The 25302-nt window shown below is 70.8% G+C and carries 28 protein-coding genes; 18 read left to right on the plus strand and 10 right to left on the minus strand.

What is annotated here, in order from left to right; all coding sequences use genetic code 11:
• Positions 1-212 precede the first annotated feature (212 nt).
• Together GGD88_RS00570 and GGD88_RS00575 are read left to right on the plus strand one after the other, a co-directional pair.
• Positions 213-854 (plus strand): SOUL family heme-binding protein, encoded by a 642-nt coding sequence (locus GGD88_RS00570; protein ID WP_184430883.1) that lies wholly within the window; start codon positions 213-215, stop codon positions 852-854.
• 147 nt (positions 855-1001) lie between these two features.
• Positions 1002-1301, plus strand: coding sequence for a hypothetical protein (locus tag GGD88_RS00575; RefSeq protein WP_184430884.1), 300 nt, complete (start codon positions 1002-1004; stop codon positions 1299-1301).
• Positions 1302-1356: 55 nt separating this feature from the next.
• Here the strand turns inward: GGD88_RS00575 and GGD88_RS00580 are convergent, their stop codons facing one another.
• The 6 genes from GGD88_RS00580 to GGD88_RS00605 form a co-directional block, all read right to left on the minus strand.
• A complete protein-coding gene (locus GGD88_RS00580; protein ID WP_184430885.1) occupies positions 1357-2475 on the minus strand; it encodes a toxic anion resistance protein in 1119 nt (372 codons plus the stop codon).
• A 120-nt stretch (positions 2476-2595) separates the two neighbouring features.
• Positions 2596-3525, minus strand: a complete 930-nt coding sequence (locus GGD88_RS00585) for an NAD-dependent epimerase/dehydratase family protein (RefSeq protein ID WP_184430886.1) — start codon at positions 3523-3525, stop codon at positions 2596-2598.
• A 42-nt stretch (positions 3526-3567) separates the two neighbouring features.
• Positions 3568-4179 (minus strand): demethoxyubiquinone hydroxylase family protein, encoded by a 612-nt coding sequence (locus GGD88_RS00590; protein WP_184430887.1) that lies wholly within the window; start codon positions 4177-4179, stop codon positions 3568-3570.
• A complete protein-coding gene (locus GGD88_RS00595) occupies positions 4176-4709 on the minus strand; it encodes a disulfide bond formation protein B (RefSeq protein WP_184430888.1) in 534 nt (177 codons plus the stop codon). Before GGD88_RS00595 ends, GGD88_RS00590 begins: the two co-directional genes overlap by 4 nt.
• 112 nt (positions 4710-4821) lie before the next feature.
• Positions 4822-5637 carry a type 2 periplasmic-binding domain-containing protein gene (locus tag GGD88_RS00600; protein WP_184430889.1) on the minus strand — a complete coding sequence of 272 codons (816 nt, stop codon included), beginning with the start codon at positions 5635-5637 and terminating at the stop codon, positions 4822-4824.
• 276 nt (positions 5638-5913) lie between these two features.
• Positions 5914-6717 carry an IclR family transcriptional regulator gene (locus tag GGD88_RS00605; RefSeq protein WP_184430890.1) on the minus strand — a complete coding sequence of 268 codons (804 nt, stop codon included), beginning with the start codon at positions 6715-6717 and terminating at the stop codon, positions 5914-5916.
• Between the two features lie 262 nt (positions 6718-6979).
• Between GGD88_RS00605 and GGD88_RS00610 the strand changes: the two genes are divergently transcribed.
• The 12 genes from GGD88_RS00610 (at position 6980) to GGD88_RS00665 (ending at position 16217) form a co-directional block, all read left to right on the plus strand.
• Positions 6980-7957: an HpcH/HpaI aldolase/citrate lyase family protein gene (locus tag GGD88_RS00610; protein WP_184430891.1), complete on the plus strand. Its 978-nt coding sequence runs from the start codon at positions 6980-6982 to the stop codon at positions 7955-7957.
• 164 nt (positions 7958-8121) lie between these two features.
• Positions 8122-8361 carry a hypothetical protein gene (locus GGD88_RS00615; RefSeq protein WP_184430892.1) on the plus strand — a complete coding sequence of 80 codons (240 nt, stop codon included), beginning with the start codon at positions 8122-8124 and terminating at the stop codon, positions 8359-8361.
• An 83-nt stretch (positions 8362-8444) separates the two neighbouring features.
• Positions 8445-8945 carry a Na+/H+ antiporter subunit E gene (locus tag GGD88_RS00620; protein ID WP_184430893.1) on the plus strand — a complete coding sequence of 167 codons (501 nt, stop codon included), beginning with the start codon at positions 8445-8447 and terminating at the stop codon, positions 8943-8945.
• On the plus strand, positions 8946-9281 hold the full coding sequence (locus GGD88_RS00625) for an MrpF/PhaF family protein (protein WP_184430894.1): 336 nt from the start codon (positions 8946-8948) through the stop codon (positions 9279-9281).
• Positions 9278-9694: a monovalent cation/H(+) antiporter subunit G gene (gene mnhG / locus GGD88_RS00630; RefSeq protein ID WP_184430895.1), complete on the plus strand. Its 417-nt coding sequence runs from the start codon at positions 9278-9280 to the stop codon at positions 9692-9694. Before GGD88_RS00625 ends, mnhG begins: the two co-directional genes overlap by 4 nt.
• Positions 9695-9701: 7 nt before the next feature.
• Positions 9702-10283 carry a DUF4040 domain-containing protein gene (locus GGD88_RS00635; RefSeq protein WP_184430896.1) on the plus strand — a complete coding sequence of 194 codons (582 nt, stop codon included), beginning with the start codon at positions 9702-9704 and terminating at the stop codon, positions 10281-10283.
• Positions 10280-10768 carry a Na(+)/H(+) antiporter subunit B gene (locus GGD88_RS00640; protein WP_184430897.1) on the plus strand — a complete coding sequence of 163 codons (489 nt, stop codon included), beginning with the start codon at positions 10280-10282 and terminating at the stop codon, positions 10766-10768. Before GGD88_RS00635 ends, GGD88_RS00640 begins: the two co-directional genes overlap by 4 nt.
• On the plus strand, positions 10761-11132 hold the full coding sequence (locus GGD88_RS00645; RefSeq protein WP_184430898.1) for a cation:proton antiporter subunit C: 372 nt from the start codon (positions 10761-10763) through the stop codon (positions 11130-11132). The genes GGD88_RS00640 and GGD88_RS00645 overlap by 8 nt, the downstream gene beginning before the upstream one ends.
• 7 nt (positions 11133-11139) lie before the next feature.
• Positions 11140-12732 carry a monovalent cation/H+ antiporter subunit D family protein gene (locus GGD88_RS00650; RefSeq protein WP_221236929.1) on the plus strand — a complete coding sequence of 531 codons (1593 nt, stop codon included), beginning with the start codon at positions 11140-11142 and terminating at the stop codon, positions 12730-12732.
• Positions 12732-14219, plus strand: a complete 1488-nt coding sequence (locus tag GGD88_RS00655; RefSeq protein WP_184430899.1) for a proton-conducting transporter transmembrane domain-containing protein — start codon at positions 12732-12734, stop codon at positions 14217-14219. The genes GGD88_RS00650 and GGD88_RS00655 overlap by 1 nt, the downstream gene beginning before the upstream one ends.
• Complete coding sequence (locus tag GGD88_RS00660) at positions 14216-14539, plus strand: hypothetical protein (RefSeq protein WP_184430900.1); 324 nt, start codon at positions 14216-14218, stop codon at positions 14537-14539. The genes GGD88_RS00655 and GGD88_RS00660 overlap by 4 nt, the downstream gene beginning before the upstream one ends.
• Positions 14529-16217, plus strand: a complete 1689-nt coding sequence (locus GGD88_RS00665) for a Na(+)/H(+) antiporter subunit D (protein WP_184430901.1) — start codon at positions 14529-14531, stop codon at positions 16215-16217. Before GGD88_RS00660 ends, GGD88_RS00665 begins: the two co-directional genes overlap by 11 nt.
• Positions 16218-16227: 10 nt before the next feature.
• Here the strand turns inward: GGD88_RS00665 and GGD88_RS00670 are convergent, their stop codons facing one another.
• The 3 genes from GGD88_RS00670 to GGD88_RS00680 form a co-directional block, all read right to left on the minus strand.
• Positions 16228-16644 carry a hypothetical protein gene (locus tag GGD88_RS00670; RefSeq protein ID WP_184430902.1) on the minus strand — a complete coding sequence of 139 codons (417 nt, stop codon included), beginning with the start codon at positions 16642-16644 and terminating at the stop codon, positions 16228-16230.
• A gap of 123 nt (positions 16645-16767) precedes the next feature.
• Entirely contained in the window at positions 16768-19581 is a 2814-nt protein-coding gene (polA, locus tag GGD88_RS00675) for a DNA polymerase I (protein WP_184430903.1), read from the minus strand.
• Between the two features lie 120 nt (positions 19582-19701).
• Positions 19702-19902 carry a zinc-finger domain-containing protein gene (locus GGD88_RS00680; protein ID WP_184430904.1) on the minus strand — a complete coding sequence of 67 codons (201 nt, stop codon included), beginning with the start codon at positions 19900-19902 and terminating at the stop codon, positions 19702-19704.
• A 167-nt stretch (positions 19903-20069) separates the two neighbouring features.
• On the opposite strand from GGD88_RS00680, the gene GGD88_RS00685 reads away from it, so the two are divergent.
• The 4 genes from GGD88_RS00685 to GGD88_RS00700 all read left to right on the plus strand — a co-directional run bounded on the left by GGD88_RS00685 (position 20070) and on the right by GGD88_RS00700 (position 23827).
• Positions 20070-21065: an ABC transporter ATP-binding protein gene (locus GGD88_RS00685; RefSeq protein ID WP_184430905.1), complete on the plus strand. Its 996-nt coding sequence runs from the start codon at positions 20070-20072 to the stop codon at positions 21063-21065.
• 98 nt (positions 21066-21163) lie between these two features.
• Positions 21164-22006 carry a 2,3,4,5-tetrahydropyridine-2,6-dicarboxylate N-succinyltransferase gene (dapD, locus tag GGD88_RS00690; RefSeq protein ID WP_184430906.1) on the plus strand — a complete coding sequence of 281 codons (843 nt, stop codon included), beginning with the start codon at positions 21164-21166 and terminating at the stop codon, positions 22004-22006.
• Positions 22007-22028: 22 nt separating this feature from the next.
• Positions 22029-23216 (plus strand): succinyl-diaminopimelate desuccinylase, encoded by a 1188-nt coding sequence (gene dapE / locus GGD88_RS00695; RefSeq protein WP_184430907.1) that lies wholly within the window; start codon positions 22029-22031, stop codon positions 23214-23216.
• 11 nt (positions 23217-23227) lie between these two features.
• Entirely contained in the window at positions 23228-23827 is a 600-nt protein-coding gene (locus GGD88_RS00700; protein ID WP_184430908.1) for a hypothetical protein, read from the plus strand.
• Positions 23828-23972: 145 nt separating this feature from the next.
• On the opposite strand, the gene hemW is transcribed toward GGD88_RS00700, so the two are convergent.
• Positions 23973-25286, minus strand: a complete 1314-nt coding sequence (gene hemW / locus GGD88_RS00705) for a radical SAM family heme chaperone HemW (RefSeq protein ID WP_221236930.1) — start codon at positions 25284-25286, stop codon at positions 23973-23975.
• Between the last annotated feature and the right edge of the window lie 16 nt (positions 25287-25302).

A 25302-nucleotide genomic window follows, 5' to 3' on the forward strand; every position in this document is an offset into this window, starting at 1 on the left:
CCTGTCCCCAGTCTCCTGCCGGCGTCATCGCGCTGACGGTTGCGCCGGCCACATCAATCGGTCCGTCACCGTAACATGCCCGGCCGCGCCGGGGGACCCGCAATGAACCCGCGACGGGGGCAGGGGCGCCGCCGCCGGCCACCGATCCAGAGCGCACGGGGCCACGTACCCCAAAACACAATACCCCTTCCTCAGGCATGGGATGACAGACGATGGCCGGACGTTCGCTTTTCGGGGTCAGCTCGCGGATCGAGCAGCCGACGTACGAGGTCGTGGACACCCTCGACGACGCCACCGAGGTGCGCCGCTACGCACCGCGCCTCGCCGCCGAGGCCCGCCTGCCCGGCGGCGACGGCACCATGGCGCGGGGCCGGGCGTTCCGCATCCTGTTCGACTACATCGCCGGGGCCAACACCGGGGGCCGCAAGATCGCCATGACCACCCCGGTCGAGAGCGGCCGCCGGTCCGGGCAGCGCATCGCCATGACGACGCCCGTCGAGACCGCCGCCGGTCCGGGCCGCGGCGGGGGCGGATACGCCATGCGGTTCTTCCTGCCGGCGTCGTTCACCCTGGAGACCGCGCCGGCGCCCACCGACGACCGGGTCGCGCTGGTGGAGATTCCGGCCGCCACGGTGGCGGTGCGGCGCTTCACCGGGCTGCGCGGGACCCCGATGGTGGACCGCCAGAAGGCTAAGCTGCGCCAGACGCTGGCGCGCGCCGCCGACCGCTGGCAGGCCCAGGGCACGCCGGTGGCCTGGTTCTACGATCCGCCGATGACGCTGCCGTTCCTGCGCCGCAACGAGGTGGCGGTGACGGTGGCGCCGACCCCCCGGACGACCCCGGACGCGGCCTGATCGCGGGCCCGGACGCGGCGGCGCGGGCGCCCTCGGCGGTCACAATTCTGATACGCTCCGGCATCAAAAAAGTCTTGCGCGCTCTGGCGGTTAGCGGCAGATTCTAGGACATGGCATTCACGCGCATTGGCAGGAGCGCACCAGTCCATGATTCTGATCCGTTTCCTCGGTTGGATCATGATCGTCGTCGCGTCCGTGGCCGCCTCGGCCGAGGCCGTGCTGGCCCTCGGTCCCGGCGCCCGGCCCGCCCTCGCCACCGGCGAGATCTGGACCCTGCTGTCGGGCGTCCCGGCCCGCACCGCCGGGGCCCCCGATCACTGGCTGGAGGTCATGGCGGCCAGCGTCATGCTGCTGCCGGCGTGGCTGGCGATCGGCCTGCTCGGCCTGGGGTTCGTGCTGATCGGACGGTGGCGCCGCCGCAAGCCGCGCCTGTCCAGCTTCGGCTGATCCGGTCCTTGCGCCGTTGGTCAGGAAGCGCGGCCGACGACGGCCGATGGCTGGATCAGCCGGCGGCCGCGACGCGGGCGACTCGGTCGGCGAAGCTGCGCGTGGCCTCCTGAAGGCGGGCACGGCTCTCGGCGCGGTAGGCCATGGCCTCCCTGGCGCGCTCATCCAGCCGCTCGATGGAGCCGGCGACGTCGTCCATCATCTTCAGCAGCACGTCGGTCGAGACCCCACCCTCGCGCATCTGCTCGGCCATCAGGTCGGCGTTGTATTCGAGCTGGCCGGCGACCTGACCGATGATCTCGTCGGTCATCTGCCGGGTGGCCTTCAGGTTCTCCAGCCGCCGGCCCTGGCGCGCCTGCTGCACGAAGAGGGCGATCTGCTGGCGGATGGCGGGGATGAACTGGGTCAGGGCGGTACCCAGTTCCTCCATCACCACGCGTTCCATTTTCAGGGTCTGGTAGACCGTGGGAATGGTGGTGCCCATGATCGAGCGTGTCTTGGTCAGGTTGGTCACCACCCGGTCCCAGTGGTCGAGCCGGGCCTGCCATTCGCGCTGTTCCATCGCGTCCATGAGCTGCTCGGTCTCGCTGCCGCGGGCCGTCGGCTGGCCGGCGTTGGCCGGTCCCTGGGCGCGCCACTGCTCCAGCTTGCGGTGACCGGCCTCCACGTGCAGGGCCAGTTCGCGGAACGCGGCGGTGACCTCCTGGCCCATGGTGGCCAGGGTTTGGATGGCGATGGCGCTCTCGCGCTGATCGGTTTCGAGCTGGGCCACCACCCGGTCGACGGTGCCGCGCGCGGATTCGAACCTCTGGCGGAACTTCTCCAGTTCCTTGTGGAAGCTGAACATCAGCTTGCCGACCAGGCCGTGGTTGTCCTTGCGCAGCCGGTCGGCGCCCAGGCCCTTGTAGAGCATCTGCAACTCGACCAGCTTGTCGTGCACGCCGTCCAGTTCCGAGGCGGTGACGTGCTCCAGCACCCGGTTGCTGTAGTCCGACGCCAGTCGCGCCGGGCCGGCGGCGAAGCGGTCCGGATCCATGGCGTCCATCTCGGCCATGATCTCGTCGATGCGCCGCGCGGTCTCGGCGTCGGTCGGGTCGGGCGCGCGGGCCGCTTCCGCCCCCAAGTGTTCGATGGCCTCGGCCTCGCGGCCGCCGAGCTGGACAACCCCACTCATGCGTGCGCTTCCCTTCCGTGACGACGTGCCGGGACTGTAGCGCAGCCGGCGCCGCGACACCATGGGCGCGCTGCGGCGCCGCCTTGCTGGGGGCGTTCCGCACGCCCCCTCCCGCCGCCGTCAGGCCGGCGCGGTCGCGCGCGCCCAGGCCACCAGCGCCGCCAGCCCCTCGGCCAGCGGGGTTTCGGCGGTCATGCCCAAGGTTTCGTGCAGCCGCGCCGGATCGCCCACGCTGTGCCGGATGTCGCCGACACGGGCCGGGCCGTGCGAGACCCGCGGCGTCACGCCGATGACCCTGGCCAGGGTGTGGGACAGTTCCAGGACGCTGGTCGAACGGCCGGTGCAGACGTTGGTCACCGGGGCGTCCAGGGCGGCGGCGCCGAGCGCGGCGCGCAGCGCGCGAACCACGTCGGCCACCGCCACGAAGTCGCGCGACTGGGCGCCGTCGCCGTGGACGACGATCGGGCGGTCGGCGAGCAGGCGGTCGCAGAACACGCTCACCACGCCCGAGTACGGCGAGCGCGGGTCCTGGCGCGGACCGTAGACATTGAAGAACCGCAGGCCGTGGGTCGGCACCCCGTGCACGCCGCCGGCGACACGCGCGTGCAGCTCCGAGGCCAGCTTGTCGGCACCGTAGGCGGTCAACGGCCGCAACAGGGCATCCTCCGCCTGCGGCAGGGCGATCGGGTCGCCGTACACCGCCGCCGACGAGGCGTAGACCACCGGGACGCCGTGGTCGCGCGCGGCCTCGAACACCGCGATGGTGCCGCGCGCGTTGACGTCGTGGCAGCCGGCCCAGTCCTCGGTGCCGCGCTGCACCGAAGCGACGGCGGCAAGATGAAAGCAGCCGTCGAGGCCGCGCCACAGGTCGGGGTGGGCGCCGATGCGGTTGATGTCGTCCACCACCAGGGGTGCGTCCGCCGGCAGGTTCTCGCGCCGCCCCGTGGACAGATCGTCGAGCACCGCGACCGCGTGGCCGTCGCTGTGCAGGGCCTCGACCAGATGGGAGCCGATGAAGCCGGCCCCGCCCGTGACCAGATAGCGCGCCATGGTCGGTTGGCCCCCCCTCTTTTCGACCGGACCGTGGCCGGGTCAGAGTCGCTCGGACACCCAGATGGCCAGCCGCGAGCCGCCCTTGATGAAGCCGGACAGCACGGGATAGGCCGGCGCCCCCTCGGCCCCGTTGCGCAGGCCGATGTCGCGGTGCTCCAGCTCCTCGGCCCGGAAGCGTTCGATGGTCTCGCGCAGCGGCGCCTCGTCGTCGCCCAGGGACTCGGCCTGAGCCTTGTAATGGCCGTCGATGGCCTCTTCGACCGCCACCGTGCAGGCCATCGCCGCCTTCTCGCCCATCAGTGCGGTGCCGGCCCCGAGCGCGAAGCCCAGTGCGTGCCACACCGGGGTCATCAGGGTGGGGCGGACGCGACGCTGGCGGATCAGGTCGTTGAAGGTGTCCAGGTGAACCTGCTCCTGGTCGCGCATGTGCTTGAGCACCGCGGCGTTGGCGGTGCGCCGACCGAGAACCGCCATCTGGCCCTCGTAGATCCGCACCGCCCCGTACTCGCCGGCCTGGTCGACGCGGATCAGGCGCTCCAGGGTCGCGCGCGGCGTGCGGTCGCCGGGCAGGCGGCGCGCCCCGGTGCGCCGGTGCGGCGGGACATCGGCGCGGGGTGGCGGGGCGGTGTCTGTCGCGGTGTCGTGGGTCATCGGTCTCTCCAGCACGCCGGCTGGCGGACCGCCCATGCGGCCAGGGTCGCCAGCCCGAGGGACAGGATCATGTTGTAACCGGCCAGCGAGATCCCGAACAGGGACCACGGCACGGCGTCGCAGGGCACCACCTCCGGCGCGTCCAGGGCGCTGCGCAGGTCGGAGAGGTTGGTGGACAGGCTGGGCGGCGGCGCGCCCTCGCCGCCGCACTGCTCGGTGCCGGCCCACCAGTGCTGCTCCACGCCCACATGATAGCCGGCCAGCAGCGCCCCGGACAGGAACACGACGCCGATCACGGCGGTCAGGCCGCGCGCCCATGGCGTCGGCAGCCGCGGCCACGCCGCCAGCGCCCCCAGAGCGGCCGCGATCGCCGGCGGAAACCGCTGGTAGACGCACAGGATGCACGGCGGGATGCCGCCGACATGCTCGATGATGAGGGCACCGGAGAGCAGGCTGGCGCCGGCCAGCAGGAACAGCAGGGGCAGGGTACGCGGACCGCCCGGGGCGGTGGTGGCAAGGGAGGCGCTCATGGACGGCCAGTGTGGCGTGGGGGATCCGCTGCGGTGCGGACTCGGAGGTGTCCTGAAGGGTGGGGCGGCGGTCCGCCGAAGGCAAGGGGGAAGACGGCGCCGCCCCCCCGGGTCAGTACTGGCCGACGCCGTGGGCTTGGCGCATGGCTTCGAGGCGTGCCTGGTTGGTGCGAATCCAGCGGTTCAGCGAGGCGATCAGGTCCGGGCGCGTGACGGAGGCGGCATGGTACCGATCGGGCTGATGCGGCAGTCCGGTGTCCATCACCAGCGCGCCGGGCCGGTGCAAGTCCTCGATCAGGATGCGGGCCAGGACGTCGGCGTTCACGTAGATCGCATCGACCCGTCCGGTCAGGCCCTGTCGCACCAGCCCTTGCAGGTCCTTGTTCGGTCTGAGGACCGTCAGGCCGGCGTCGGTCCATGACCGCCATGGTCGGGGCGCGAAGCCGATCAGCACCCCCAGCGAGCGGACGCCCTCGGCCGGGGCGCCGAGCGCTTCGGGGCGCACATAGGTGCCGATCCGGCTGCGGACGATGACGTCGGAGTACATCACGGCGGCGCCCTGTTTGTCGGCCGGGTTCCACTCCGGTGCGGCCGGGTACTTCAGGTCGATGGCGCCCACCACCAGCCGCTGCATCAGGCGCGGGATGGGGAAGGCGTGATAGGTCAGGGTGTGGCCTTCGTCGCGCGCCCATGCCTCCAGAACCTCGGCGCCGAACCCGACGTAGCGCCCGGCCACCCAGCCGAAGTGCGGCAGGTAGTTCTGAGGCTCGACCCCGACCACCAAGGGGTCGGCGCTGGCGCCGGGGGCCGCCGCAAGGGCGACAATGAGGGTGGTGAGGGCGATGAGGGCCGCCTTCAGAGGCCGCGCGGTGCGGTCCGGCGGGGCCGGGGCCGGAGCGGGTCCCGAGGGCGGCCGACGAAAAGCCATCACCGACCTGACGCGGACCTGGCGGAAAAAACGCACAGGTCGCGTAATAGTCAGTCGGTGCATGCCAGAACTCTTTTTGTTGGTTTTGTCCCTTATATATCAGGACGATAACATATGGATTTCCAAGTAATCAATCTGAGTTCCAACTGTTTTCTACAATATCTCCAAAAAGGTGCGGCGCGTGTCTGCGTTTGAGAAATGAGCGCGTCCCCCCAAAGCGTGAACCGCGTCCCAGCCACCGCCATCAGTGGGGGAGGCGGCAGGGGGCGATCGCCGTCACCCCACCGGTTCCACCACCCCGCCCAGCTTGGCGGTGATGGCCCGGGCGGTGCGCGCCACCAGTCCGCCCAGAGTCGGCAGTCGGGCATCCGTGATGCGCGCCATGGGGCCGGACAGCGAGACCGCCGCCATCGGCCCGCCGTGCTCGTCGCGGATCACGGCGGCGACGCAGCGCAGCCCGATCGCCTGTTCCTGGTCGTCCAGGGCGTAGCCGCGCGCCCGCGTCACCTCCAGGTCGGCCAGCAACCGGTCCGGTGTGTCCAGGGTGCCGGGCGTGGCGCGGGTCGGCGGGCGCTCGGCCAGCAGGCGCTCCACCGCGCTCGGGGCCATCGCCGCCATCAGCGCCTTGCCGACGCCGGAGCAGTGCAGCGGCACCCGCGCCCCCGGCTTGGCGAAGGCGCGCATCATCTCGCGGCATTCCACCTGGGCCAGGTAGGTGGCCTGGCCGTCGTCCTCGACCGCCAGATTCACGGTCTCGCCGCTGTCGTACATGAGTTGGCGCAACTCCGGGCGCGCCATCGACACCAGGTCGCGGGCGCGCAGGAAGCCGTTGCCGACGCTGAAGGCGTCCACCCCCACCGACCACAACCCGGTGCCGGGGTCGACGCGGGCGAAGCGCTCTTCCTGAAGCGTGGTCAGCAGGCGGTGGGCGGTGGACGGGGCCAGCCCGACCGCCTGGCAGACCTCGGTCAGGGTCAGGCCCTCGTCCGCCGTGGTGAGCGCCCGCAGCACGGCAATGGCGCGCCGCACCGACTGCACGCCGCCGGCCTCGCCACGGCTACTCGGGCTCCGGCCGCTCATCCGGGCGCCCTCTTTTCGGGGCTGAGGGTTTCGTGATACGCAGGTCTGTGTTCGCAGTGCAGCATAGATGCCGGGTCCCCGACGCCGGATCCGGGCGGTTGACGGCCGCGCTGATGCGGCGCCCGGGCGGACGCCAACAGCATACGCCGGTGCCGGGTCGGGCCGAAGCCCGTTTTTCCGCACAGTGGAATTGACTCTCATTTCTGAGTTTCTGGCGTCCGAACCGGACGCCGACACCCATCGCAATCCTGGAGGCATCCCGATGAGTTTCACCGTGTTCGAGCAGGCCCCCGCGCGCCTGAACCGCAGCGAGCTGGCCGTGCCCGGCTCCAGCGTCCGGTTCCTGGAGAAGGCGGCGCAGGGCGACGCGGACGTCGTCTTCCTCGACCTGGAGGACGCGGTGGCGCCCGACGAGAAGGAAAAGGCCCGCAAGAACATCATCCAGGCGCTCAACGACCTGGACTGGAGTGGCAAGACCGTCTCCATGCGCATCAACGGCCTGGACACCCCGTACATGTACCGGGACCTCGTGGAGGTGCTGGAGGGGGCACCGGGCAAGCTCGACCTGGTCATGATCCCCAAGGTGGGCACCGCCGCCGACGTCTATACCGTCGACTGCCTGATCAGCCAGATCGAGGCCGCCACCAAGGCGACCAAGCGCATCGGCATCGAAATCATCATCGAATCGGCCCTCGGCATGGCCAACGTGGACGCCATCGCCGCCGCCTCCAAGCGCAACGAGAGCCTGCACTTCGGTGTCGCCGACTATGCCGCCTCGACCAAGGCGGCCACCGTCGGGATCGGCGGGCCGAACCCGAACTACGGGGTGCTGACCGACCCGCTGGAGGACGGCGAACGTCACTACCATTGGGGCGACATGTGGCATTACGCGCTGAGCCGCCTCGTGGTGGCAGCGCGCGCCCACGGCCTGCGCCCGCTCGATGGCCCGTTCGGCGACATCAAGGACGCCGAGGGCTTCAAGGCCCAGGCGCGCCGCGCCATGGTGCTGGGCTGCGAGGGCAAATGGGCCATTCATCCGACCCAGGTGGCCTTGTCGAACGACATCTTCACGCCGTCCGAGAGCGAGGTCGCCAAGGCCCGCGCCATCCTGGACGCCATGGAACAGGCCGCCAAGGAGGGCCGCGGCGCGGTCACCCTGGACGGCAAGCTGATCGACATCGCCTCGATCAAGCAGGCCGAGGTCCTGGTCCACAAGGCCGAGCAGATCGGCGCCGCCTGACGTCCGGGCCGGCCGTACCGGTCCCGCGTGCCGGGACCGGCCCGGCCGGTGCCCGCCCGCCGGCGGTCCGGGGGCTTCCGTCGCGGCCCGAAGCGGTCTATGGTCCGCCGCTTCAGGCGCCGGCGCCCGGCGGGCGGGCGCACCACCCGGAGGAGAGCCACGCCATGACGACGATCAAGGACCGCGGGCAGTTCGTGTTGACCGGCGCCGAGGCCCTGGCCCAGGCGGCCGGCGCCGACGCCGACCGGGTGGCGCGCTTCACCGGCCTGTCGCAGCCGGTGGCCGCACGGGTGCTGGCCGGCCAGAAAACCACCTGGGTCCGCTGCGCCAAGGTGGCCCGGGCGCTGAACGCGCTGGGCGCGCGCGAGGCCGGCCCCCACGCCGTGGTCCGCCAGGACGGCTAGGGCCGGGCCGCGGGTGCGCCGGCGGCCCCGTCGCCCGGCGCGCCCCGCACGGCCCGCCCGCGACAGGGGAAACCGCCCTCATCATGCACGCCGTCAACCTCTTCGTCAGCCTGTACGCCCTGTGGCTGCTGCTGTCCGGCCACTGGTCGGACCCGCTGCTGCTCGGGCTCGGCGCGGCCTCGGCGGCGCTGGCCGTGTTCGTCGCCTGGCGCATGGAGGGCCTGGACCACGAGGGCGTGCCGGTGCGCATCGCCCTGCGCACCCTGGCCTACTGGCCCTGGCTGCTGGGCCAGATCGTGCTGTCCAATCTGGCGGTGGCGCGCTGCGTGCTCGATCCCGGGCGCATCCGCCCGCGCATGGCCTGGGTGCCGGCCAGCCAGAAGAGTGATCTCGGCCAGGTGATCTACGCCAACTCGATCACCCTGACGCCGGGCACCATCGCCGTGCACATCGACGGCGGCCGCATCCTCGTCCATGCCCTGGAAGGGGCCAGCATCGACGACCTGCGCGCCGGCGACATGGATCGCCGCTGCACCCGCGTCGAGGGCGACGTCGGCCCCGGCGAGACCGTGGGAGGCACCTGAATGTTCACGGTCGCCAGCCTGTTCGTGCTTGCCACCATGGTGCTCGCCCTGCTGCGCGCGGTGCGCGGCCCGACGGTCTACGATCGCATCGTGGCGGTGAACGTGTTCGGCACCATGACCGTGCTGCTGCTGGTGCTGATCGGCTTCCTGACCGACCGGCCGGAGTTCGAGGACATCGCCTTGCTCTACGTGCTCATCAACTTCGTCGCCATCATCGCGGTGCTGAAGTTCGAGCTGTACAGCAGCCTGGCCGGCCCGCGCGCCGCCTCGGCCGAGGGGGCGACCGAGAAAGCGCGCGACGAGGCCGCCGACGGCGCGGGAGTGGACGGGCGATGACGCTGGCGCTGGAGATCCTGAGCTGGGCCTGCATCGTGGTCGGCGGCGCCTTCTGCCTGCTGTCCGGCATCGGCCTGATGCGCATGCCGGACGTGTTCACCCGCATGCACGCCGCCAGCCTGGGCGACACCCTGGGGGCCGGTCTTATCATCCTGGGGCTGGTGTTCCAGGCCGGTCTGGGCGCCGATCTGGTCGGCGTCAAGTTGCTGCTGATCCTGGTGTTCCTGCTGTTCACCGCGCCGGTGGCCACCCACGCCCTGAGCAAGGCGGCCCTGCTCGACGGCCAAAGGCCCTGGACCGCGGACGGACAGCCGCCCGAGGCCACCCTTGAGCGCGGCGACATCGCCGACGACGACTTCCTGGAGGAGATCCGCAAGGACCGTGCCGGCGGCGGCGCCGGGCGGGCGGACTGACGCCGCCATGGAACAGATCATCGACATTGTCTTGCTGGCATTCATGGTGGTGGTCGCGATCGCCATGATCCGGCTGCGCAATCTGTACGCCGTGGTGATGCTGTCCGGCATCTACAGCCTGCTGTCGGCGTCCATGTTCGTGGTCCTGGATGCGGTCGACGTCGCCTTCACCGAGGCCGCCGTTGGCGCCGGCATCGCCACCGTGCTGATGCTGGGTACGCTGGCGCTGACCTTCCGCGAGGAACGCCCGCCGAAACGGCGCACCCCGCTGCTGCCGCTGGCGGTGGTGGTGGTGACCGGGGCGGCGCTGGTCTATGGCACGCTCGACATGCCGCATTACGGCGATCCGGAGGCGCCGATCCACCAGCACGTCGCGCCGCGCTACATCGCCGACAGCCCCCTGGAGGTGGGACCGCCGAACATGGTGACCAGCGTGCTGGCCAGCTATCGCGGCTACGACACCCTGGGTGAGACGACGGTGATCTTCACCGCCGGCATCGCCGTGCTGGTGCTGCTGTCCGGCGTCACCCGGCGGCGGCAGCGCCGACGCCCGGCGCGCGGCGACGAGTCCCGGGAGGCGCGGCGATGAGACTGCATTCGGTGTTGCGCACCACGACCAAGCTGCTCATGCCGCCGATCATGCTGTTTGCGCTGTATGTGCAGTTTCACGGCGATTACGGCCCCGGGGGCGGGTTCCAGGCCGGGGTGATCTTTGCCGTTGCCTTCATCCTGTTCACCCTGATCTTCGGTCCGGTGCGCGCCCGCCGGGTGGCGCCGGCCTGGGTGACGACGCCGCTGTGCGCGGCCGGCGTGTTGCTGTACGCCGGGGTCGGCCTGGTCACCATGGCGCTGGGCGGCGCCTACCTGGACTACGACGTGCTCGCCCACACGCCGCTGCACGGCCAGCACCTGGGCATCCTGCTGGTCGAACTGGGCGTGGGTCTGACGGTGTGGGCGGTGATGGTGTCGATCTTCCTGGCCTTCGTCGGCCGCGACACCGGCGCGCTGGCGGACGAGGCGGACACGGACACGGACACGGGCGCGGACACGGGCGCGGGGGACGGTCATGCTTGAGACCGTCCTCGGCCTGTACAACTACTGGATCGTCATCGTGCTGATGATGGCCGGGTTCTACACCGTCATCGTGCGCGGTAACCTGGTGAAGAAGGTGGTCGGCCTGAACATCTTTCAGACCTCCGTCTTCCTGCTGTACATCACCATGGGCACCGTCGAGGGCGGCACCGCGCCCATCGTCGATGCCGGCGCCGACCTTTACACCAACCCGCTGCCCAGCGTGCTGATCCTGACCGCCATCGTGGTCGGGATCGCCACCACCGCCCTCGGCCTGGCGCTCACCGTGCGCATTCGCGAGTCCTACGGCACGCTGGAGGAGGACGAGATCATCGAGATCGAGGACCGCATGGACGGGGAGGTCTAGGCGCGCCATGCCGCTGGTCCAGAACCTGCCCGCCCTGCAGGTGGTGCTGCCCCTGGTCGCCGCGCCCCTGTGCCTGTTCCTGCGTGCGCCGCGCCTGGCCTGGCTATTCGCGCTGGCGGTGAGCGCCGCCGCCTTCGCCATCGCCGTCAGCCTGACCGTCTCGGTGACCGAGGTTGGCGCCTTCACGTATGCGATGGGGGGGTGGGCAGCGCCCTGGGGCATCGAATACGTCATCGACCCGCTGGACTCGTTCATCCTCTGCCTGGTCACCGGCATCGCCACGCTGGTGCTGCTCTACGCCGGGCCCAGCGTCGAGGCCGAGGTGCCGCACCGCCTGATCCCGGCCTTCTATGTCCTGTTCCTGCTGTGCCTGACCGGCCTGCTGGGCATGGTCGCCACCGGCGATGCGTTCAACCTGTTCGTCTTCCTGGAGATTTCGTCGCTGTCCACCTACGCGCTGGTGGCCATGGGGCGCGACCCGCGGGCGCAGACGGCGGCCTACCGCTACCTGATCCTGGGCACGCTGGGGGCCACCTTCTATCTGATCGGGGTCGGTCTGCTGTACATGATGACCGGCACCCTGAACATGGAGGATCTGGCCCGGCGCATTCCCGCGGTGGCCGATACCCGCACCATTTCGGTGGCCATCGCCTTCCTGGCCGTGGGTCTGGCGCTGAAGCTGGCGCTGTTCCCGCTGCACAAGTGGCTGCCCGGCGCCTACACCCACGCCCCGTCGGCGGTGACCGCGTTCCTGGCGGCGACCGCGACCAAGGTGGCGATCTACGTTCTGGTGCGCATTTTCTTCACCGTGTTGGGGCCCATCGAAGCCTTCCAGACCCTGCCGGCGGCGGTGCACGAGACCCAGGTGGTGGGGGTGCTGGCCATTATCGCCATGCTGTCCGGCTCCGCCGTCGCCATCTTCCAGCCCAATCTGAAGCGGCTGTTGGCCTATTCGTCCTTGGCCCAGATCGGCTACATGGTCCTGGGCATCAGCATGGTGTCGGTGACCGGCATGACCGCCGGGCTGGTGCACATGGTCAACCACGCCATGATGAAGGGCGCCCTGTTCATGGCTCTGGGCGCGGTCGTGCTGCGCATCGGCAGTCCGCGCATCGAGCGCCTGGACGGCATCGGCGCCCGCATGCCGGTGACCATGGCGGCGTTCCTGATCGCCGCCCTCAGCCTGATTGGCGTGCCCGGCACCTCCGGCTTCGTCAGCAAGCTGTACCTGGTCCGCGCCGCCCTGGAGGATCAGCACTGGATCATGGCGGCGGCGGTCATCGTCTCGTCGCTGCTGGCCATCGTCTATGTCTGGCGCATCGTGGAGGTCGCCTACATGCGGTCGCCGCCGGCCGATGCCCGGCCGGTGCGCGAGGCCCCGCTGGTGATGCTGGCGCCCTTGTGGGTGCTGGCGCTGGCGAACGTGTACTTCGGCCTGGAAACCACCTGGACCGTCGGGCTCGCGGAGGACGCCGCCGGCTTCATCCTCACCTACGTACCGGGCGAGGGGCCGCTGAGCGAGCATCCGGCCCTGGAGGAGCTGTTGGAGGGCGTCAACGGCGGCGGTCACGGACCGGCGGCCGAGGAGGGGGCGCACTGATGATCCCGCCCCTGCTCGACCCCGCCGCCACCATCGCCGCCGCCCTGCTCGTGCCGTTCACCGGGACCCTGCTGGTGCTGCTGTGCGGGCGCTGGCCCAACCTGCGCGAGGCGGTCTCGCTGGTCACCGCCCTGGGGCTGACCGCGCTGGTCTATTCCCTGCTCGGCCCGGTGCTGGCCGGGGCGCGGCCGACGCTGACCCTGTGGGAGGTCATCCCCGGCGTGCCGCTGGCGTTCACGGTGGAGCCACTGGGCCTGATCTTCGCCATGATCGCCAGCCTGCTGTGGATCGTCACCACGATCTATTCCGTCGGCTACATGCGCGGCAACCAGGAGCACGCGCAGACCCGGTTCTACGCCTGTTTCGCGGTCGCCATCCTGTCGGCCATCGGCATCGCCTTCTCGGGCAACCTGCTGACCCTGTTCTTGTTCTACGAGCTGCTGACGATCAGCACGGTGCCCCTGGTCACCCACACCGGCACCGACGAGGCGCGCCGGTCGGGCCGGGTCTATCTGGGCCTGTTGATGGGCACCTCGATCGGGCTGCAACTGGTGGCCATCATCGGCTGCTGGGTGCTGGCCGGCCACCTGGACTTCGTGCCCGGCGGCCTGCTGGCCGGTCACGCCGAGGGCTGGCCCGTGCTGATCCTGTTGGCGCTGTTCGTCTTCGGCATCGGCAAGGCCGCGGTGATGCCGTTCCACCGCTGGCTGCCGGCGGCCATGGTGGCCCCCACCCCGGTCTCGGCCCTGCTGCACGCCGTGGCGGTGGTCAAGGCGGGCGTGTTCACGGTGGTCAAGGTGGTGGTCTACGTCTTCGGGCTCGACCTGCTGACCGCCACGCCGGGGGTGTCGTGGATCGCCGCGCTGGCCGGCTTCACCATCCTGTCCGCCAGCTTCGTCGCCCTGCGTCAGGACAACCTGAAACGACGTCTGGCCTATTCGACCATCAGTCAGTTGAGCTACGTGGTCCTGGCGGCGCTGATCCTGGCGCCGCTGTCGGTGATGGGCGCGGCCCTGCACATCATGGCCCACGCCTTCGGCAAGATCACCCTGTTCTTCGCCGCCGGCTCCCTCTACACCGCCGCGCACAAGACCCACGTCAGCCAGCTCGACGGCATCGGCTGGACCATGCCCTGGACCATGGGCGCGTTCGCCATCGGCAGCCTGTCCATGATCGGGCTGCCGCCCACCGCCGGATTCGTCTCCAAGTGGTTCATGCTGGGCGGCGCCTACCAGGCCGAGGCCTGGGCCGCCATGGCGGTGATCCTGGCCTCCACGGTGCTGAACGCGGCCTATTTCCTGCCCATCGTCTACCGCGCCTTTGCCACCCGGCCGGCCCCGGCCGCCGACCCGGCGCAGGCCCACGGCGAGGCACCCTGGCCGATCGTGCTGGCGCTGACCCTGACGGCGGCCGGCAGCCTGGTCCTGTTCCTGGCCCCGGACGCCTTCCTGGCCCTGGCCGCGCAGCTCGTGGGAGGCGCCCCATGACCGACACCGGCCCCCGCCTCGTGCGGATCACCGAGACCCCGCCGTGTGGCGAGATGCCGGCCGTGCGCGCGCCGGACGAGCGCCAACCGTGGATCGTGCGGCCGGAGGGCATCCGGGCGCTGTGGTGGATCTTCGCCGGCGTGCTGGCGCTGACCGTTCTCGCCGAGTTGCTGGTGGACCTGCATCCCGAATTCGGTGTCGATGGCTGGTTCGGGTTCCACGCCTGGTTCGGGTTCCTGGCCTGCGTCGCCATGGTGCTGGGCGCCAAGGCCCTGGGTGTGGTGCTGAAGCGCAAGGACACGTACTACGATGCTGGCTAGCCTGCCCCCCGGCCTGATCCTGATCCTGGGCGGCCTGCTGCTGCCCCTGCTGCCGCGCGGGGCGCGCCCGCTGCTGACCCTGGGCGCGCCGCTGGCGGCGCTGGGGCTGGTGTGGGCGCTGCCGGACGGGGTGGCGCTGTCGGTGGACTACCTGGGCTATCGCCTCGATCTGGTCGAGACCGACGCGCTGTCGCGCCTGTTCGGCACCATTTTCGCCCTCATGGCCCTGGTCGGCGGGCTGTTCGCGCTGCCCCAGAAGACCGTCCTGGAACTGGCCGCGGCCCTGGTCTACGCCGGCGGCGCGCTGGGGGTGACCTTCGCCGGCGACCTGATCGGGGTGTTCATCTTCTGGGAGCTGATGGCGATCGCCTCCACCCTGGTGATCTGGTCGCCCGGCACCCCGGCCAGCCGCCGGGCCGGCCTGCGCTACGCCTTCATGCACTTCCTGGGCGGCGCCGTGCTGATGGCCGGCATCGCCGGGCACATCGCCGCCACCGGCTCGATCGAGTTCACCGCCATGACGGCGGACACCCCGGCCACCTGGCTGATGCTGGCCGGGTTCCTGATCAACGCCGGCGCTCCCCCGCTGACCGCCTGGCTGCCGGACGCCTACCCCGAGGGGTCGTGGAGCGGCACCGTGTTCCTGTCGGCGTTCACGACCAAGACCGCGGTCTACGTGCTGCTGCGCGGCTTTCCCGGCACCGAAATCCTGATCTGGGTCGGGCTGTACATGGTGTTTTACGGCATCATCTACGCGCTGCTGGAAAACGACATGCGACGCATCCTGGCCTATTCGATCATCAACCAGGTCGGGTTCATGGTGTGCGGCATCGGCATCGGCACCGAGATGGCGCTGAACGGGGCCGCCGCCCATGCCTTCGCCCACATCATCTACAAGGCGCTGCTGCTCATGAGCGCCGGCTCGGTGCTGTACATGACCGGGCTGCGCAAGTGCACCGACCTGGGCGGGTTGTTCCGCACCATGCCGGTGACCGCGGCCTGCGGCATCGTCGGCGCGCTGGCGATCTCGGCCTTTCCCTGGACCTCGGGGTTCGTGACCAAGTCGATGATCACCCAGGGCGCGGCCGACGAACACATGGTCTGGGCCTGGATGCTGTTGCAGGCGGCCAGCGCGGGTGTGTTCCTGCACGCCGGCATCAAGTTCCCCTGGTTCGTGTTCTTCCAGAAGGACAGCGGCCTGCGCCCGACCGACCCGCCGTGGCCGATGCGGGCCGCCATGATCGCCTTCGCGGCGCTGTGCATCGGCATCGGGCTGTTCCCGGGGCCGCTGTACGCCCTGCTGCCGTTCCCGGTGGACTACCAAGCCTACACCGGCGCCCATGTGGTCACGCAGCTTCAGTTGCTGCTGTTCTCGGGGCTGGCGTTCTTCATCCTGCTGCCCTTGATGAAGCGCACCCTGACCATCACCCTGGACTGGGACTGGTTGTGGCGGGTGGCCGGGCCGGCCGTGGGTCGGGCCGTGCTGCGCCACGGCGGACCGCTGTGGAGCGGCGGGCTGGCGCTGGCGCGCCGACGGATCGACGGCCTGATCGCCTGGACCGCCGCCACCCATGGCCCCTACGGCACCCTGGGGCGACGCTGGCCGGTACAGGCCTCGGCGGTCATGGTGGCGCTGTTCCTGCTGCTCTACCTGATGCTGTTCTTCCTGTGGCCGTAGGGCGGGCGCCTCACGGTAGCGTCTCCATCCAGGCCAGGGCGTCGTCCAAGGTCTGGCAGATGTGGATGTCGGTGCGAACCCCGGCGCGCTGGAAGACCTCCGCGACCAAGGGAACGAGGGCGGCCGTGGCCTCGGTGTCGGACAGGTAACACACCGACAGATGCTTCACCCGCGCCCGGGCCAGAACGTCGGCCTGGTGGAACAGCCCGTCCACATCGGTCCGTCGCGTGGACGCCGCGATGTCGAGGATGGCGCGGCAGCGCGGGCTCAGGACCCCATGCCCGGCCACCCGTTCAAGGCAATGGGCGAAGGCGGCCGATGTCACCTCGCCGCTGACCGTGAAGAGCAACACTGGGCGCCCGTCGCTCAGCACCCGGTCCGAGACGGTCAGGGTGATCTCGCCGCACCGTTCGGTGATCACGTCCATGAGCGCTGTGGTCCTCGGCCCAACTCGTGACCGCTCGCCGCGCCCTGAGCCCGGCCGCCGGATTCTGCACCATCGCCGGCCCGGACGCGCGACCTGTCATGGCGCCGTGGATGGGCGATCTCCTCAATGCGCCCCGGCCCAGGTCGCCGCAACCCCGGTGTCCACCACCAGCGGCACGGACAGCGTGGCCGCGCCCTCCATCACCCGCCGGACCAGGGCGGCGGTGTCGTCGGCCTCCGCCTCCGGCACCTCGAAGATCAGTTCGTCGTGCACCTGCAACAGCAGGCGCGCGCCCAGCCCGGCCTCGGTCAGCGCCCCCGGGACGCGGATCATGGCGCGCTTGATGATATCCGCCGCGCCGCCCTGGATCGGGGCGTTGATCGCCGCGCGCTCGGCCAGGCCCTTCGCCGTCGGGTTCTTGTCGGTGATCCCCGGGGTCCAGCATTTGCGCCCGAACAGGGTGCGCACGAAGCCGTGCTGGCGGGCTTCGGCCTTTGTGGCCTCCATGTAGTCCAGGATCTCCGGAAACTCCTTGAAGTAGGCGTCGATGAACGCCTGGGCCTCGCCGCGCGGGATCGACAACTGCCGCGCCAGCCCGAAGGCGGAAATGCCGTAGATGATGCCGAAGTTGATGGCCTTGGCGCGCCGGCGCAGCATCGGGTCCATGCCCTCGACCGGCTGACCGAACATGCGGCTGGCGGTGATGGCGTGGATGTCGGCGCCCTTGTCGAAGGCCTCCTTCAGCGCCTTGATGCCGGCGACGTGGGCCACCAGCCGCAACTCGATCTGGGAGTAGTCCGCCGACAGCAGCACGTGTCCGGGCTCAGCCACGAAGGCCTCGCGGATGCGCCGGCCCTCCTCGGTGCGGATCGGGATGTTCTGCAGGTTGGGATCGTTGGACGACAGCCGCCCCGTCGACGTGCCCGTCAGCCCGAAGGTAGTATGCACCCGGCCGGTGTCCGGGTTGATGTCCTCCACCAGGGCATCGGTGTAGGTGCTCTTGAGCTTGGAGAACTGGCGCCAGTCCAGCACCCGCGCCGGCAGGTCGTGGCCCTGCGCGGCCAGGTCCTCCAGCACGTCGGCGCCGGTGGACTTGGCGCCGGTCTTGCTGCTCTTGCGGCCGGCCTGCAACCCCATCTCGTCGAACAGCACTTCACCCAGTTGCTTGGGCGAGCCGATGTTGAACGCATGGCCGGCCATGCGGTGGATCTCGTCCTCCAGGTCGCCGATACGGGCGGCGAAGGTCTTGGACAGGTCCTTGAGCACCGCCGGGTCGACCCTGATCCCGGCCCGTTCCATGGCCGTCAGCAGGGGGACCATCGGCCGGTCCAGGGTTTCGTAGACCGCCACCATGCGGTCTTCCACCAGCCGCGGCTTGAACAGGCGGTGCAGGCGCAGGGTGTAGTCCGCATCCTCGGCGGCGTAGTCCAGGGCCGCCTTGAGAGTGACCGTGTCGAAGGTGATCTGGCTCTTGCCCGACCCGCAGACGTCCTTGAAGGCGATCATGGCGTGGTCGAAGTGGCGCTTGGCCAGGTCGTCCAGGCCGTGGGTCCCCTGGCCCAGGCGGGTCCCGTCCAGCACATAGGACAGCACCATGGTGTCGTCGATCGGCGACACCTCCAGGCCGACGCGGGCCAGCACGTGCAGGTCGTACTTGATGTTGTGGCCGACTTTGAGCACCCCGGGGTTGAGCAGCAGATCTTTCAACTCTGCGACGCAGTCCGCCAGCGGGATCTGGCGCGGCGCCTCGGCCGGGTCGCCGCCGTCCAGCGCCAGTTGCCCGGTCCCGCCGGCGACATGGGCGAGCGGGATGTAGCAGGCCTGGCCCGGCGCCACCGCCAGCGAGATCCCCACCAGCCCACCGCGCATGGCGGACAGGGCGTCGGTCTCGGTATCGACGGCCACGACCCCGGCCTCGTGTGCCGCCGCCACCCAGCGGCGCAGGGTCTCGACGTCCTGCACCAGCGCGTAATCCGCCTCGGCCTGCACCGCCTCGGCCACCGGGTCGGCGGCCGCCGCGCTGCCGTCCTCCGGTTTGGGGATCAGGTCGCCCTCGACCCGGGCCAGCACGGACTTGAAACCGTTCTCCACCAGGAAGGCGCGCAGGGCCTCCGGCTCGGGCGGGCGCACGTCGAAGCCGCTCAGGGGCTCGGGCACGTCCACATCGTCGCGCAGCCGCACCAGGTCGCGGGACAGGCGGGCCTGGTCGGCATACTCGGTCAGGTTCTGGCGCCGCTTGGGCTGCTTGATCTCGCCGGCGCGGTCCAGCAGCGTCTCCAGGTCGCCGTATTCGGTGATGAGCTGGGCCGCCGTCTTGACGCCGATGCCGGGCACGCCGGGCACGTTGTCGGACGAATCGCCGGCCAGCGCCTGTACGTCGACCACGTGGTCGGGGCCGACGCCGAACTTCTCGTGAACCTCGTCCGGGCCGATCGGGCGGTTCTTCATCGGGTCGAACAGCGCCACCCCGTCGCGGACCAGTTGCATCAGGTCCTTGTCCGACGACACCACGGTGACGGCGAGACCCCGGTCGCGGGCCTGCCTGGCGTAGGTGGCGATCAGGTCGTCGGCCTCGAAGCCCTCCAGCTCCACGCAGGCGACGTTGAAGGCGCGCACCGCGTCCCGGATCAGCGGGAACTGCGGCACCAGATCCTCGGGCGCCTCCGGGCGGTGGCCCTTGTAGTCCGGGTGCAGGTCGGTGCGGAAGGTGCGCCGGCCCTTGTCGAAGATGACCGCCACGTGTTCGGCGTCCATGTCCGCCAGCAGCTTCATCAGCATGTTGGTGAAGCCCAGGACGGCGTTCACCGGCGTGCCGTCCGGCCGCGTCATCGGTGGCAGGCTGTGGTAGGCGCGGAAGATGTAGCCGGAGCCGTCGACCAGGAACAGCCGGTCGGGGCGGGTGACGTCGTCGGAGACGTCTTCGGGGGTGTCGGGCATCTGGGCTCTCGGGGTCGGGGGCTGCGACGGTCGGCGGTCGCGCGGGCGCGCGGCTCCGGGCGAACGCGGTCTCCCGGTCCCACGCTCCCGCCTGGGACCGGACTCCACGCTCTGCTGTCCCTAATGCCCCGCCGCCGCGCCGGCGCCCTCCTTGAGCACGAAGCGGCGCGAGCAGTACGGGCACACCACGTCGGTCTCGCCCGGCTTGATGTGAAGGAACACGCGCGGGTGGCCGAGCGCGATGTTCAGGCCGTCGCAGGCCACCTCGCGGCGGTCCACCTCGACGGTCTCGCTGACGGGAAAGGTCGGCATGTGGGCCATGGCACGGCTCCTCGACTTCTGGCGGAGGCGCCCTATGTTGAGAGGGGCGCCGAACGGCTGTGCCGGATCATACTGCCGGCCGGGGGCCACGCAACAGCCGCGCGCGCCTCGCTTGACCACGCAGGTCCCCGCCCGACCCCGCCCACCGCCGCAGCGAAGGCGCTTCGATGCCCGATACCGCGACCCTCACCCGCGCCACCGCATCGCGGGCCGCCGCCTACCCCGACAACGCCATCGACATCGCGCATCTGACCAAGGTCTACCGCGCCCGCGCCGGCCAGGCGGCCAAGACCGCGCTGGACGACGTCTCGCTGACCGTCCCGCGCGGCAGTTTCTTCGCCCTGCTGGGGCCGAACGGCGCCGGCAAGTCCACGCTCATCAACATCATGGCCGGGCTGGTGATGAAGACCAGCGGCAGTGCGCGTATCTGGGGCCACGACATCGACCGCAACCCGCGCCAGAGCCGGGCGGCCATCGGCATTGTGCCGCAGGAGTTGAATCTGGATCCGTTCTTCACCCCGCGCGAGCTGCTGGAGGTGCAGGCCGGACTGTACGGCGTGCCGGCGCGCGAGCGCCGCACCCTGGAGATCCTGGACGCGGTGGGCCTGGCGGACAAGGCCGACGCCTACGCCCGCACCCTGTCCGGCGGCATGCGCCGGCGGCTGCTGGTGGCCAAGGCGATGGTCCACACCCCGCCGATTCTGGTGCTGGACGAGCCCACGGCCGGGGTGGACATCGAACTGCGCCAGCAGCTCTGGTCGTATGTGAAGGACCTGAACGCGCGCGGCACCACCATCCTGCTGACCACGCACTACCTGGAGGAGGCGGAAACGCTCTGCGACCGCACCGCCATCATCAACAAGGGCCGGGTGGCGGCCTGTGACACCACCCGCAACCTGCTGCAACGGCTGGACTCCAAGACCGTGATCGTGACCGTCGCCGGGAGCGCGCCGGATCCGCTGCCGCCGTCGCTGGCGGCGCTGGGGGCGCAGGTGAAGGGCGCCGAGCGCGACCAGATCTGTGTCCGCTACCGCCCCAGCGAGACCCCGATCGGCGCCATCCTCGATGCCTTCCGCGGCGCCGACCTGGAGATGACGGACCTGGTGACCGAGGAAACCGACCTGGAGGACATCTTCCTGCAGCTCACGCGGGACGCGGCGTGAGGGCGTCGCAGGGCAATCGGCCCGTCGGTTGACTTGACCGCCGCGCCGGCTATGGTCGCGGGACCCGTTACAGACTTGCACACCGGATGCCGCCCGCCATGACCCTGGACGACCTGGAACGCACCATCGAGGAGGCCTGGGAGGCCCGCGACACCGTCACCGCGACCACGACGGGTCCGGTGCGCCAGGCCGTGGACCTGGCGCTGGACGGCCTCGACGCCGGCATCTACCGCGTGGCCGAGAAGCACGAGGACACCTGGCGGGTCAACCAGTGGCTCAAGAAGGCGGTGCTGCTGAGCTTCCGGCTCAACGACATGGCGCCCATCACCGGCGGCGTCGGCGGGAGCACGTGGTGGGACAAGGTGCCGTCCAAGTTCGAGGGCTGGGACGCCGCGCGCTTCAAGGCCGCCGGCTTCCGCGCCGTGCCGCCCTGCGCCGTGCGTCGCTCGGCCTACATCGCGCCCGGTGTGGTGCTGATGCCGTCCTACGTGAACCTGGGCGCCTACGTGGACTCCGGGACCATGGTCGACACCTGGGCGACCGTCGGGTCCTGCGCCCAGATCGGCAAGAACGTGCACCTGTCGGGCGGCGTCGGCATCGGCGGCGTGCTGGAGCCGTTGCAGGCCAACCCGGTCATCATCGAGGACAACGTGTTCATCGGCGCCCGCTCCGAGGTGGTCGAGGGCGTGATCGTCGAAGAGGGTTCGGTGCTGTCCATGGGGGTGTTCGTCGGCGCCTCGACCAAGATCGTCGACCGCACCACCGGCGAGGTGTTCATGGGCCGGGTGCCGGCCTATTCCGTGGTGGTGGCCGGCAGCCTGCCCGGCAAACCGCTGCCCGACGGCAGCCCGGGCCCGGCGCTGGCCTGCGCCGTCATCGTCAAGCGCGTGGACGAACGCACGCGCGCCAAAGTCTCGATCAACGACCTGCTGCGTGACTAGTCCGCCGCCCGCGCCCGCCGCCATGCCCGCCCCCGTCCCGACATGGACGGCGGCCGCCCTGCGCGACCCGCTGCCGCTGGCCCGCGCGCTGATCCAGCGGCGCAGCGTCACGCCGGCGGACGACGGCGCGCTGGACGTCCTCCAGGCCGCCCTGGAGGCGCTCGGCTTCACCGCCCGGCGCCTGCCCTTCAGTCAGCCCGGCACCGCCGACGTCGACAACCTCTACGCCCGCCTGGGCGCGGACGGCCCGCACCTGTGCTTCGCCGGGCACACCGACGTGGTGCCGGCCGGCGACGGCTGGACCCGCGACCCCTTCGCCGCCGTGGTCGAGGATGGCGTGCTGTACGGCCGCGGCGCCTCGGACATGAAGGGCGCCATCGCCGCCTTCGTCGCCGCCTGCGCCCGCCACCTGGGCGAGCACGGCCCCCCGCCGGGATCGCTGAGCCTGCTCATCACCGGCGACGAGGAAGGCCCGGCGCTCAACGGCACCAGGCGCGTGGTGGAGACCCTCGCCGCCGAGGGCGAACGCATCGACCACTGCATCGTCGGCGAGCCCACCAGTCCCGACCATCTGGGCGAAATGCTCAAGGTGGGCCGGCGCGGCAGCCTCAACGCCCAGCTTCTGGTGTACGGCACCCAGGGCCACGCCGCCTATCCGGAGCGGGCCGACAACCCCATTCCGCGCCTGCTGGAGATGCTGGCAGCGCTGACCGCCGAACCGCTGGACCGGGGCTCGGATCATTTCCAGCCGTCGACCCTGACCATCACCAGCGTCGACGTCGGCAACCCGGCCACCAACGTGATCCCGGCCGCCGCCAGCGCGCGGTTCAACATCCGCTTCAACGACCATCACACCAGCGCCACGCTGGAGCGACACCTGCGCGCCGTGTGCGAGTCGGTGCAGGCCGGTCGCCCGGGGCGCTACGATCTGGTGATCGCGGTCTCGGGCGAAAGCTTTGTGACGCCGCCGGGGCTCCTGTCGGATCTGCTGAGCGACGCGGCCGCGGCGGTCACCGGGCGCCGCCCCGTGCTGTCCACCTCGGGCGGCACGTCGGATGCGCGCTTCATCAAGGATATCGCCGCCGTGGCCGAGTTCGGGCTGGTCGGGCGCACCATCCACCAGGCTGACGAATGCGTCGCCGTGGCCGATCTGGAGGCCCTGACGGAGATCTACCGCCGCGTCCTCGCCGGCTACGGCGTCCGGTCCTGAGGAGCGCCGCCATGCCGCCGCTCAGCATCGCCGACATTGCCGCCGCCCTGCATGGGCTGTCGCGCCTGGTGCGGCTGGACCGGGAGGGCTTCGACTACTTTGACGCCAGCCCGACCGGCCTGCTCAAGTCGTTCTGGGTGGCGGTGGTCCTGCTGCCGCTCTACCTGTTGCACCTCGCGCTCGACGTGCTGGTGCTGGACATCGGGGCGCAGGTGGCGGTGCCGCGCTATGTGGCGGTGGAACTGATCGCCTACGTCATCGACTGGGTGGCGTTCCCGCTGCTCATGCTGACCCTGGCGCCCGCGATCGGGATCGCGCCCACGGTGTTCCGCTTCCTGGTGCCGCTGAACTGGATGCAGTTGCCGATCGGCCTCATCATCCTGCCGCTGGGGGTGATCGTGCGCCTCGACGCGGTGCCGATGGACCTGGCCGGCTTCGTCGGGTTGATGGTGGTTGCGGCGTCGCTGGTCATCACCGCCTTGCTGGCGCGTCACGCCTTGGAGGTGCCGTGGTGGTCGGCCGCCGGCGTCACCATCCTCAGCTTCACCATCAGCCTGTTCGTCAACGGCATCGCGTTCTCCCTGTCCGGCTTCCAGGTGCCGGTGGCATAGCGCGGATCGCGATCAACCGGAACCACGATGAGAGTCGGCGTGATCGCGTGACTCCGCTCTGAAACCAAAAATGTCGAGCCGGTTCATGTTCGCGATCGGCTGGAGGGCGCCGTCCCGCGCCGTCCCGCATCCCACCCGCGGGGCGTCACCGCACCAGCCGGGCCAGCACCGCGTTCAGGCAGGGACGGCCCGCCGCCGTCGCGCGCAAACGCACACCGTCCCAGGCCACCAGGCCAAGAGCCGTCAGGTCCGCGAGCGCCTCCGGGTCCACCGTCTCCGGCAGCGGGCGGCCGCACAGCCGTTCGAACCGGGCGGCGTGGACCCCCTCGGTCAGACGCAGGCCCATCAGCAGCAGTTCGACCGCGCGGTCGGCGGGAGCCAGTCTCTCGCGCGCCTGCACACCGTGACCGTCGCGCTCCACCCGCGCCAGCCAGCCGGCCGGGCCGGCGACGGTGCGGGTGGCGCGCCCGCCCAGGCGGCCGTGGGCGCCCGGGCCGAGCCCCACGTAGTCGCCGCCGCGCCAGTAGACCAGGTTGTGCCGGCATTCGCCCCCGGGGCGGGCGTGGTTGGAGATCTCGTAGGCCGGCAGCCCGGCCGCCGCGGTGGTCTCCTGGGTCACGTCCCACAGGTCGGCGGCGGTGTCCTCGTCCGGCAGCACGAAGGCGCCGTCGCGGTGGGCGGCGAAGAAGGCCGTGCCCGTCTCGATGGTGAGCTGATAGAGCGACAGGTGCTCGGGCGCGAAGGCCAGCGCGCGGCCCAGCTCGTCGGCCCAGGCCTCCGGGGTCTGACCGGGGCGGGCGTAGATCAGGTCATAGGAGACGCGGGCGAACGTCGACCGCGCCAGGTCGAGCGCGGCCAGCGCCTCGGCTGCGTCGTGGCGCCGCCCCAGGAAGCGCAAGGCGGTATCGTCGAGCGCCTGCACGCCGAGCGACAGTCGGCTCACGCCGGCCGCCCGCAGGTCCTGGAATCGGACCCGGTCGACGGCGCCCGGGTTGGCCTCCAGCGTGACCTCGATGTCGTCGGCCAGCGGCCACAGCCGCGCCGCCGCCTCCAGCACCGCGGCGACGGTGGCGGGCGCCATCAGCGAGGGTGTGCCGCCGCCGAAGAATACGCTGGTGAGCGGGCGGCGTGGGGCCGCCGCGGCCAGGGTCTCCAACTCGCGGACGTAGGCGCGCGCCCAACGGTCCTGGTCCGGGCGGTCGATCATACCGGCCGACGGAAGGGCGGACCTGTCCGTCGGCCGGCCGGCGCGACCGCGCCGGCGCGGCGAAGCCGCGTATGGCCCTGATCCTGACGCGTCAGGATCAGGGCCGGCCCGTATCACATGGCTGTTGAAGTCGCAGTAGGGGCACTTCGACAGGCACCACGGCCAGTGCACGTACAGCCCGAAGCCCTCGTCATGCGGGTCGATGGCGGGGTCCGTGGGCGGCACGGTGGTGCAGGCGGGGAGGGCGGTCATCGGGACCCCGGGCCAG

The sequence above is a fragment of the Roseospira goensis genome (genome assembly GCF_014197795.1).
GTDB lineage: Bacteria > Pseudomonadota > Alphaproteobacteria > Rhodospirillales > Rhodospirillaceae > Rhodospira > Rhodospira goensis.